Origin of the sequence: Actinospica acidithermotolerans, assembly GCF_018139625.1 — a bacterium.
GTDB classification, from domain to species: Bacteria; Actinomycetota; Actinomycetes; order Streptomycetales; family Catenulisporaceae; genus Actinospica; species Actinospica acidithermotolerans.
Genome location: NZ_JAGSOH010000187.1, coordinates 1 through 9,621 on the forward strand (window position 1 = coordinate 1; position 9,621 = coordinate 9,621).

The 9,621-nt window shown below is 69.9% G+C and carries 12 protein-coding genes; 9 read left to right on the forward strand and 3 right to left on the reverse strand.

The window, feature by feature from the left end:
- On the reverse strand, positions 1-232 hold a 232-nt coding region (locus KDK95_RS32745; RefSeq protein ID WP_504799849.1), incomplete at its 3' end, for a winged helix DNA-binding protein.
- A gap of 103 nt (positions 233-335) precedes the next feature.
- On the opposite strand from KDK95_RS32745, the gene KDK95_RS32750 reads away from it, so the two are divergent.
- The 8 genes from KDK95_RS32750 (at position 336) to KDK95_RS32785 (ending at position 7,819) form a co-directional block, all read left to right on the forward strand.
- A complete protein-coding gene (locus KDK95_RS32750; RefSeq protein ID WP_212522240.1) occupies positions 336-1,451 on the forward strand; it encodes a substrate-binding domain-containing protein in 1,116 nt (371 codons plus the stop codon).
- 139 nt (positions 1,452-1,590) lie between these two features.
- Positions 1,591-3,288, forward strand: a complete 1,698-nt coding sequence (locus KDK95_RS32755; RefSeq protein ID WP_212522241.1) for a purine-cytosine permease family protein — start codon at positions 1,591-1,593, stop codon at positions 3,286-3,288.
- 21 nt (positions 3,289-3,309) lie between these two features.
- Positions 3,310-3,612 (forward strand): urease subunit gamma, encoded by a 303-nt coding sequence (locus tag KDK95_RS32760; protein ID WP_212522248.1) that lies wholly within the window; start codon positions 3,310-3,312, stop codon positions 3,610-3,612.
- A 7-nt stretch (positions 3,613-3,619) separates the two neighbouring features.
- Complete coding sequence (locus KDK95_RS32765) at positions 3,620-3,937, forward strand: urease subunit beta (RefSeq protein WP_249162253.1); 318 nt, start codon at positions 3,620-3,622, stop codon at positions 3,935-3,937.
- A complete protein-coding gene (locus KDK95_RS32770; RefSeq protein ID WP_212522242.1) occupies positions 3,930-5,663 on the forward strand; it encodes an urease subunit alpha in 1,734 nt (577 codons plus the stop codon). Before KDK95_RS32765 ends, KDK95_RS32770 begins: the two co-directional genes overlap by 8 nt.
- A complete protein-coding gene (locus tag KDK95_RS32775; protein ID WP_212522243.1) occupies positions 5,663-6,340 on the forward strand; it encodes an urease accessory protein UreF in 678 nt (225 codons plus the stop codon). The genes KDK95_RS32770 and KDK95_RS32775 overlap by 1 nt, the downstream gene beginning before the upstream one ends.
- On the forward strand, positions 6,330-7,055 hold the full coding sequence (ureG, locus tag KDK95_RS32780) for an urease accessory protein UreG (protein WP_282971731.1): 726 nt from the start codon (positions 6,330-6,332) through the stop codon (positions 7,053-7,055). The genes KDK95_RS32775 and ureG overlap by 11 nt, the downstream gene beginning before the upstream one ends.
- The gene (locus KDK95_RS32785; protein ID WP_212522244.1) at positions 7,052-7,819 is read left to right on the forward strand and encodes an urease accessory protein UreD; all 768 of its coding nucleotides are present in this window, start codon (positions 7,052-7,054) and stop codon (positions 7,817-7,819) included. Before ureG ends, KDK95_RS32785 begins: the two co-directional genes overlap by 4 nt.
- 127 nt (positions 7,820-7,946) lie before the next feature.
- Here the strand turns inward: KDK95_RS32785 and KDK95_RS38440 are convergent, their stop codons facing one another.
- Together KDK95_RS38440 and KDK95_RS32795 are read right to left on the reverse strand one after the other, a co-directional pair.
- Entirely contained in the window at positions 7,947-8,354 is a 408-nt protein-coding gene (locus KDK95_RS38440; protein ID WP_212522245.1) for a transposase, read from the reverse strand.
- 256 nt (positions 8,355-8,610) lie between these two features.
- Positions 8,611-9,087 carry a peroxiredoxin family protein gene (locus tag KDK95_RS32795; protein WP_212522246.1) on the reverse strand — a complete coding sequence of 159 codons (477 nt, stop codon included), beginning with the start codon at positions 9,085-9,087 and terminating at the stop codon, positions 8,611-8,613.
- Positions 9,088-9,264: 177 nt separating this feature from the next.
- On the opposite strand from KDK95_RS32795, the gene KDK95_RS32800 reads away from it, so the two are divergent.
- Positions 9,265-9,621, forward strand: a 357-nt coding sequence (locus tag KDK95_RS32800; protein WP_212522247.1) for an SDR family NAD(P)-dependent oxidoreductase, incomplete at its 3' end; no start/stop codon positions are given.

Sequence of the window (9,621 nt, forward strand, 5' to 3'; positions counted from 1 at the left end):
TGTCGTCGGCAGCGTCAGATGTGTAGAAGGGACAGGCGGGGAGCAGGGCGTGCTCGGCGATCTCGGTCATCGTGTGGCCCTCGCCGTCGGCGAGCAGGTCGAGTACCCACCACTGTTCGAGCGAGCAGCCGGGGGCCTCGGCTTCCAGGGCGGCGGTGAACCGGCGCACGGCGGCGTGCTCGGCCCTGCTCAGCAGGTGCGCCAGGTCACGCTGCGGTTTTGTGCCGGTCATGGACCTGCCCTTTCTTGCGGAGTGCTGAGCGGACGGGACTGGACGTGCGGGCTGCTCGCCGGTCAGGATGGCCGGGTCTTCCGTCCCGTTCCGAGGTGGTCGTGTGTTCGCCGAGTCGCCGCAGCCGGTGCCTGGGCCGCGGCACGCGCTGGTGCGCGGCGCCGCGGCGGCGGGCGAGGAGCTGACGGTCGCTCTGGTCATCCCGCTCAGTGGGCCGGCGGGGGTGTTCGGGCCGTCGTGCGAATTGTCGGCGCGGTTGGCGGTCGGCGAGCTCAACGAGGCGGGCGGGGTGCTGGGGCGCCGGGTGAGGCTGCTGCCGGTCGACGGGGGACGGGCGCCGGATCAGGTGGCGGCGGAGGTCGCTGCGCTGGTGGACCTCGGCGCGGTGGACGCCGTGGTGGGCTGGCATATCTCGGCGGTGCGCCGTGCGCTGGTGCCGAGGATCGCCGGCCGCGTTCCGTATGTCTACACCGCCCAGTACGAGGGGGGAGAGCGGGCGCCGGGCGTGTTCGTGACCGGCGAGACCCCGGCGCGGCAGCTGCTTCCGGCGATGCGGCTGCTGGCCGACTCGCACGGCGTGCGCCGCTGGTTCGTGGTCGGCAACGACTACGTCTGGCCGCGCGTCACTGCGCGGGCCGCGTTGCGGTACGCGCGAGCCTGCGGGGGACGGGTGTGTGGGCAGGAGTTCGTGGCGCTCGGCACGGAGGACTACGCGGGTGTCATGCGGGCGATCGATCGCAGCGGGGCGGATGTCGTGCTGATGCTGCTGATCGGTGCGGACGCCGTGCACTTCAGCCGGGCGTACGCGGCGTGCGGGCTGCATCAACGGGCCCTGCGACTCAGCACGCACATGGATGAGAACATGCTGATGGCCGCCGGGGCTGAGGCGATGGAGAACCTCTGGGCGGCGGCGGGGTACTTCGAGACGCTCGCCACGGCCGAGAGCCTGGCGTTCAGCGGCCGGTACGCTGCGCGGTTCGGCACGCAGGCTCCGGTGCTCAGCAGCCTGGGGGAGTCCTGCTACGAGGGTGTGCGTCTGCTGGCGGCCCTGGCGGACCGTGCGCGGAGCCTGGATGTGCGTGCGCTGATGCGTGCGGGCCGTGCTGTGGCGTACGAGGGTCCGCGCGGCGCTGTCTCCCTGCATGGCAACCACGTGGACCAGCCGATCTATCTCGCGCGGGCCGACGGGCCCGACTTCGACATCGTCGCGCAACTCTAGGCCACCCCCGTTTCGCGCGGTGCCGGACGGCTCCATGGTAGGGCCCCGAGACGCCGAGATGGCCCATCGGAGAAATAGTTTCTCCGTGAAGTAACGCCGCGTAACGTGGTTTCAACACGTGCGCGCCACGCTCTCGGCCATGACCGATACCGACAGCCAGGCCGGGACCGCTGCGCCGACGCAGGCTCGGCGCTCCTATCACCGCTGGGCCAAGAACGACACGCTCGAGGACTACTCGCTGCGCTACGCGCCGAAGTCCTTCCGACGCTGGAGCCCGTACGTCGTCGCGACCACGGCGCTCGGCGGCATCGCGTACCTCGCCGACTTCGCGATCGGCGGCTCGATCGCGATCTCCTACGGATTCACCAGCGCGGCGGTCGCGATCCTGATCGCCGCGGTCATCATCTTCGCCACCGGCATCCCGATCGCGTACTACTCGGCGAAGTACTCCGTGGACATGGACCTGCTGACCCGCGGCGCCGGATTCGGCTACCTCGGCTCGACGCTGACCTCGATCATCTACGCGAGCTTCACCTTCATCTTCTTCGCGCTCGAGGGCTCGATCATGGCACAGGCCTTCCAGCTCGGCCTGCACATACCCCTGGCCATCAGCTATCTGATCGCGTCGCTGCTGGTGATCCCGCTGGTGATCTACGGAATGACCGCGCTGTCGAAGATGCAGGTGTGGACGCAGCCGATCTGGCTCATCCTGATGGTCGCCCCCTTCATCGCGATCGCGATCAAGGACCCGGGCGAGTTCGCGCGCTTCACGCACTTCGGCGGCGACTCGGCCAGCGGTGCCGGATTCACCATCCTCGGCGCCGGGGCCGGCGCGGGCGTCGCGCTCTCGCTGATCGCGCAGATCGGAGAGCAGGTCGACTACCTGCGCTTCATGCCGGACAAAACCGAGGAGAACGCGAAGAAGTGGTGGGCGTCCGTGCTCACGGCCGGTCCCGGCTGGGTCGTGCTCGGCGCTCTCAAGCAGCTCGGCGGCGCGTTCCTCGCCTTCTACGTCACCGAGAAGATCGGCAAGTCTGTTGCGGACGAGCCGATCCAGCAGTACCTGCTCGGGCTGAAGACCTTCGCCGCGCCCGTCGCCCTCGGGCTCGCCACGTTCTTCGTCGTGCTCTCGCAGATCAAGATCAACTCTACGAATGCGTACTCGGGCTCGCTGTCCTGGTCCAACTTCTTCTCCCGCGTCCTGCACAAGCACCCCGGCCGCGTCGTGTGGATCTTCCTGAACGTCGGCATCTCCCTCGCGCTGATGGAGGGCGGCGTCTTCGGGTTCCTGAACAACGTCCTCGGCTTCTACTCCAACGTCGCGATCGCCTGGATCGGCGCCGTCACCGCAGACCTCGTCATCAACAAGCCCCTCAAGCTCAGCCCGTCGTACATCGAGTTCAAGCGCGCACACCTGTACAACTTCAACCCGGTCGGCTTCGGCTCGATGCTCCTGGCCTCGGCCGTCTCGATCGCCGCGTACTTCAACGCGTTCGGCGCGTACGCGAAGGCCTTCTCGCCGCTGATCGCCCTCGCCATCGGCATGGTCCTCTCGCCGATCCTGGCGTATGCGACCAAGGGCAGGTACTACATCGCCCGCGTCGATGCACTCGAAGAACCGCTCGTCGTGGACGGGCAGCTATCGGCAGCGGAACTCACGTGCACGGTCTGCTCGGACACCTTCGAGCGACCCGACATGGCCGCCTGCCCGTTCCACCAGGGCGCTATCTGCTCACTGTGCTGCAGCCTCGAGGCCAAGTGCCACGACGCCTGCAAGAAGTCTGAGACCACGGGACTGGTGGATCTCGGAATGCCCGCCGCGGCGACCGCTGCGTAGTACGGAAAGGCACGCGTGACCATGCTTCTCTCCCCGCATGAGCAGGAACGCCTGCTCATCCACGTCGCCGCCGGGATCGCCCGGGAGCGGCGGGCCCGCGGACTGCGCCTGAACTACCCGGAGGCGACCGCGGTGCTCACCTCCTTCCTGATGGAGGGCGCCCGGGATGGCCGGTCCGTCAGTGAGCTGATGGACGCCGGGCGACGGGTGCTCACCGCGGACGACGTCCTGGAGGGGGTGCCCGAGCTGATCGACGAGGTGCAGATCGAGGCGACCTTCCCGGACGGCACGAAGCTCGTCACCGTCCACCGGCCGATCGGATAACGGCGCCATGTTCGAATACGTACTCGCCGCCGAGCCGATCGAGCTCAACGCGGGGGCGCCGTGTACCACGCTCATTGTGCTCAACACGGGCGACCGGCCGGTGCAGGTCGGCTCGCACTACCACTTCGCCGAGGCCAACCCGGCGCTCGAGTTCGACCGGAGCACCGCCTGGGGTCTCAGACTGGACATCCCGGCGGGCACCGCGGTCCGCTTCGAGCCCGGGCTGGCCCGCGAGGTCGCGCTCGTCCCGATCGCGGGGCGGCGCGTCGTGACCGGTCTGCGCGGGGTCAGCGGCGCACGCGAGGAAGGCAAGCTCGATGGTTGAGATCTCCCGGGCCCGGTACGCGGCGCTGTACGGCCCGACCGCCGGCGACCGGGTCCGGCTGGCCGACACGAACCTGCTGATCGAGATCGAGCAGGACCTGTGCGCCGTGGCCGGATACGGCGAGGAGGCAGTGTTCGGCGGGGGCAAGGTGCTGCGCGAGTCGATGGGGATGGGGCACGCCACGCGGACCGAGCGCGGCGATGTGCCCGGCAGCCCGGACACGGTGATCACCGGCGTCATCGTGCTCGATCACTGGGGCGTCGTGAAGGCCGACGTCGGCGTCCGGGACGGCCGCATCGTCGCGCTCGGCAAGGCCGGAAACCCCGACACGATGGACGGCGTGCACCCGGCGCTGGTCGTCGGCCCGTCCACGGAGGTGATCTCCGGCAACGGCAAGATCCTCACGGCCGGCGGGATCGACGGTCACGTGCACTTCATCTGTCCGCAGTCGATCACCGAGGCGCTGGCCTCCGGTATAACCACCCTGATCGGCGGGGGCACCGGGCCGGCCGAGGGCAGCAAGGCCACGACCGTCACCCCGGGCGCCTGGCACCTCGCCAGGATGTTCGAGGCCCTGGACCCGTGGCCGGTGAACTTCGCGCTGCTCGGCAGGGGAAACACGACCAACGAGGCCGCGCTGTGGGAGCAGTTGCGCGCGGGCGCGGCGGGATTCAAGATCCACGAGGACTGGGGGGCGACGCCGGCCGCGATCGACGTGTGCCTGCGGGTCGCGGACAAGTCCGGGGCGCAGGTCTCGATTCACACGGACACGCTCAACGAGGCCGGGTTCGTCGAGGACACCGTCGCGGCGATCGCGGGCCGCACCATCGAGGCGTACCACGTCGAAGGCGCCGGCGGCGGGCACGCGCCGGACATCATCACCGTGGCCGGACTGCCCAACTTCCTGCCCGCCTCGACCAATCCGACCCGGCCGCACACGGTCAACACCATCGACGAGCACCTCGACATGCTCATGGTCTGCCACCACCTGTCGCCCTCGATCCCGGAGGACCTCGCGTTCGCCGAGTCGCGGATCCGGCCGACGACGATCGCCGCCGAGGACATCCTGCACGACCTCGGCGCGATCTCGATGATCGGGTCGGACTCGCAGGCGATGGGCCGGATCGGCGAGATCGTGATCCGCACCTGGCAGACCGCGCACGTGATGAAGGCCCGCCGCGGCCCGCTGCCCGGCGACGGACCGGCGGACAACCGCCGAGCCCGGCGGTACGTGGCCAAGTACACGATCGGCCCGGCGGTCGCGCACGGCATGGACGCCGAACTCGGCTCGATCGAACCGGGCAAGCTCGCCGACCTGGTGCTCTGGGATCCGCGATTCTTCGGCGTCCGGCCGAGCCTCGTCATCAAAGGCGGTGCGATCGCCTGGGCCGCGATGGGCGATGCCAACGCCTCCATACCGACACCGCAACCCGTGCTGCCGCGTCCGATGTTCGGGGCGTACGGAAGCGCCGCGCCCGCGACGAGCCTGGCGTTCGTAGCGCCGACGGCACTCGAGGACGGGCTCACCGAACGGATCGGCCTGCGCCGGAGGCTGGTCGCGCAGAAGGACGTACGTGCTCTGACGAAGGCCGACCTGCCGGAGAACACCGCACTGCCGAGGATCGAGGTCGAACCCGACACGTTCACGGTACGCATCGACGGGGAGGTCGTGAACGCGGACCCGGTACAGTCGCTGCCCCTCACCCAGCGGTACTTCCTGTTCTGATGAGTCTCATCGCACTGCTCATGCTCGCCGACAGCCGCCTGCCTGCGGGTACACACGCCCATTCGGGTGGACTGGAAGCCGCCGTCACGGCCGAACGAGTGAGGCACGCGGACGAGCTGTACGAGTTCCTGCTCGGACGGCTCACCACGATCGGCCTCGTCGGCGCAGCGTTCTCCGCGGCCGCACTCACCGCCGGACCCGCCGGCCTCGCGGACTTCGCCGAGCTCGACGCCGAATTCGACGCGCGCAGCCCGTCACCCGCTCAACGCCGTGCCTCACGTGCGCTCGGTCGGCAACTGCTGCGCGCGGTCGGCGCGGGCTGGTCGGGCCCCGCGCTCACGGCCGCGGCAGCCGTCCATCCCAACGGACCGCATCAGCCGATCGCCTTCGGCGCGGCGTGCGTCGCCGCGGGAGTCTGCGCGCAGGACGTCGCCATGGCCGCCGCGCTGAGCTCCGTGACCGGCCCGGCCAGCGCAGCGACGCGCCTGATCGGCATCGATCCCGACGCGGTCACCGCCGTACTCGCCGCCCTCGAACCCAGCATCCGGGACACCGCCGACGCCGCGATGAAGGCGGCGCTCGGCCCGATCAGCGAACTGCCGTCCTTCAGCGCACCGCGCCTGGACATCTCGGCAGAACACCACAGCACTTGGGAGGTGCGTCTCTTTGCATCGTGATCATCCGGACGTCAACGGCTCGGCCGGCATCGGCCTGCGCTTCGTCCCCCGACCCGCCCGCATGGACGGACCGCTGCGCATCGGCATCGGCGGCCCGGTCGGCTCCGGCAAGACCGCCCTCGTGGCCGCCCTGTGCCGCGCGTTGCGCGAACGGTACTCGCTCGCCGTCGTCACCAACGACATCTACACCCGCGAGGACGCCGAGATACTGCTGCGCCAGAGCGTGCTCGAACCCGAGCGGATCACGGCGGTGGAGACCGGCTGCTGCCCGCACACCGCGATCCGCGACGACATCTCGGCCAACCTCGAAGCCGTCGCGGCCCTCGAATCACGCTTCGCGCCGCTCGATCTGATCCTCATCGAGAGCGGCGGCGACAACCTCACCGCGACCTTCAGCAAGGGTCTGATCGACCGGCAGATCTTCGTGATCGACGTCGCGGGCGGCGACAAGGTGCCGCGCAAGGGCGGTCCCGGCATCATCGCCTCGGACCTGCTGGTGATCAACAAGACCGACCTGGCCGAGCTCGTGCACGCGGACCTCGACGTGATGCGCCGCGACGCCGCACGCCAGCGGACCGCATCCGATGGAACGACACGCCCGACCCTGTTCACCTCCCTCACCGTCGACCCCCTTGCGTCCGACGTGGCCGCCTGGATCACCGAGCTGATCGCACAGCGCCGGACGGCCGCCGCCGACGTCCCCAGCGCGGCATGAAGGCGAGCGCGCGCCTGGTCGCCGAGGCACGAGAGGACGGCCGCACCCGGCTGACCGCCCTCGCCGACCAGGCGCCGCTGCTGCTGCGCCAGACTCCGGCGGACGCAGATGCCGGTGCGGCCGAGGTCCACCTCGTCGGCGGAGCGGCAGGCCCCATCGGCGGCGACGCAGTGCACTTCGACCTGCACCTCGGTCCCGGAGCCAGCGTGCGGGTCCGCAGCGTCGCCGCCTCTCTGGCACTGCCCGGCCCCCAGGGAGGCGAATCAAGCCTCGATATCAGCGTACGCATCGAGGCGGCCGCGTCTCTCACCTGGGAGCCGGAACCGCTGATCGCCGCCCGAGGAGCGCGCCACCGCACCACAGTGAACATCGAGATGGCCGAGAACGCCCGCCTAACCTGGTACGAACAGACACTCCTCGGCCGACACGGCGAGGCGCCCGGCTCCACCCTCACCCGGCTGCGCGTACGCCGCGCCGGACGTCCCCTGCTCGACCACACCCTGGCCATCGGACCGCACTACCCAGGCTCGCTCGGTCCGGCCGTCGCGGGCAGCGACCGCGCCAGCGCCACCACACTGATCGTGGACCCGACATGGACGGACGTACCACCCGCGCAACGCGTCGTCCTCGATCCGCGCGACGACGCCCACGGAGCCATCGCCGTCCTACCGCTCGACGGCCCGGCCATCGTCATCAATGCCCTGGCACCCGACGGGCTGGCATTGCGCAGGCTCCTCGACCAAGCCCTATGTCATCGACTGTGACGAGGTCGGTCCTGCAGGCGGGCGAGGGCCATGCTCACGGAGTCGTCGGCGGTGGCGGCGGACCAGTCCGCCGAGGTCTTAGTGGGCGTCTTGCGGCGATTCGGTGTATTCACTGCTTGAGGCGTGGTTATTGCCAGGTGGGTGTGGAACAGCTGGTCAAGGCTCTGGCCATGACGCCGATCATCGACCAGTGGATTATCGTGCGTGAGCGTTCCTGCCGTGTCTCGTAGTCGCGGGTCAGGCGGCGGTGGAGCATGAACCAGCCGAAGGTGCGTTCGACTACCCATCGTCGCCACAGGACTCTGAAGCCCTCGACGCTCGGGTCGCGGCGTACGACTTCGACGTCGATGCCCACCTCGGCGCCGTGATCGACGCCCTTCGCGTTGTAGCCGCCGTCCAGCCACGCCTTCGTCACGGACGGGGCACGGTAGGCGAGGTGGTCGATTACCTGCCGGCCCACCGGGGAGTCTCCCAGGCGGGCCGCGGAGACGCCGAGCACGATCGGGGCCTTGACGCTCTGGGAGTCGATGGCCACCGCGCTCGGCTTCTCAGCCTTCGACGCAGCACGTCGTGGATGCGCTCGGTCGTGCCGTTCGGCAACGAGAGCAAGCAGCTGAAACACAGCAGGCCGTGGCACAACCCCGATCAGGTCGCCCGGCACGGTCCGCCGGCCGGTGGACCGGTTCACGCGTTGTGGTGGCACCATCCGCTTGCGCGGCCCCGAGGTAACTCCGGGGGCCGCGCGGACGGTTACCGACTGGTACGGGTACGGGTACGGGTCCGGCTCGTGCTCAGTGGTGTTCCTTGATGTAGCGCACCAGGCCGAGGACGTCCTCGGGTACGAGTCGGCCGATCGCGCCGCTGGAGTAGACGCTGACCACGACCTTGCCTTCCGGGTTGAGCACGAAGCCGGTGGACTGGAGGTAGACGGGATCCGGGTTGGCGAAGGCGCCGGTGAGCTCCGCGGTTTCGTGTGCGTCGGCGCTGTGGCCGAGTGGGAAGGTGAGGTTGTGCTTCGCGGCGAGTTCCTTGGTGGTGGCCGCGTCGTCCACGGACAGCGCGACGACGCGGATGCCCGCCTCGGCGAGCTTGTCGTGGGCGCGCTCGAACGCGCGCAGCTGCGCGTTGCAGTAGGGGCACCACGATCCGCGGTAGAACAGCACGACGCCGAAGTCCCCGGCGAATGCGCCGGGCAGGTCGATATCGGCGCCGTCGATGGTGTGCACGTACAGCCGGGGGAATTGGTCGCCGGGGTTGAGCAGCGGCATGGGACGTCCTTCGATGAGTGGTGGCGGGACCCGCTGTGCGGCGCGGTTCCGTTTCCTGTCACGTCATGAGCGCCGGAATCGGCATGGCGTCTTACCGGTAAGACCCGACCCGTTCGGGGACGCACACGGGTCGACGGCGCGGCGGCCGCTGTGCCCTGGAGCTCGGTGGAGGTTGCGATGTCGGAGGTTTTCGCGGGCAGGGCGGCGCTGGTGACGGGCGCCGGGCGGGGGATCGGCCGGGCGGTGGCGCTGGGCCTCGCGGACGCGGGGGCCGCTCTGGTCCTGCTCGCCCGTTCTTCGGATCAGCTTGAGCAGACCCGGAGCGAGCTGGTTGAGCGGGGCGTCGGGCGCGGGCGGGTCGTGGTGGTCGCGGCGGACCTGGCAGATGAGGCGCAGCGTGCGCGGGCGATCGACGCCGTGCTCGCCCGCGGCCGCGTCGAGATCCTGGTCAACAACGCGGCCACCGTGGAGCCGCTGGGGGTGACCGCGCAGGTCCCGGCGTCCGAGCTGCGCTGGGCGTTCGAGCTCAACGTC

Coding starts and splice junctions, on each gene's coding strand:
- KDK95_RS32785 (WP_212522244.1), top strand. CDS start 7,052: ATGAAGGCGAGCGCGCGCCTGGTCGCCGAGGCACGAGAGGACGGCCGC.
- KDK95_RS32795 (WP_212522246.1), bottom strand. CDS start 9,087: ATGCCGCTGCTCAACCCCGGCGACCAATTCCCCCGGCTGTACGTGCAC.
- KDK95_RS32760 (WP_212522248.1), top strand. CDS start 3,310: ATGCTTCTCTCCCCGCATGAGCAGGAACGCCTGCTCATCCACGTCGCC.
- KDK95_RS32765 (WP_249162253.1), top strand. CDS start 3,620: ATGTTCGAATACGTACTCGCCGCCGAGCCGATCGAGCTCAACGCGGGG.
- KDK95_RS32755 (WP_212522241.1), top strand. CDS start 1,591: ATGACCGATACCGACAGCCAGGCCGGGACCGCTGCGCCGACGCAGGCT.
- KDK95_RS32775 (WP_212522243.1), top strand. CDS start 5,663: ATGAGTCTCATCGCACTGCTCATGCTCGCCGACAGCCGCCTGCCTGCG.
- KDK95_RS32770 (WP_212522242.1), top strand. CDS start 3,930: ATGGTTGAGATCTCCCGGGCCCGGTACGCGGCGCTGTACGGCCCGACC.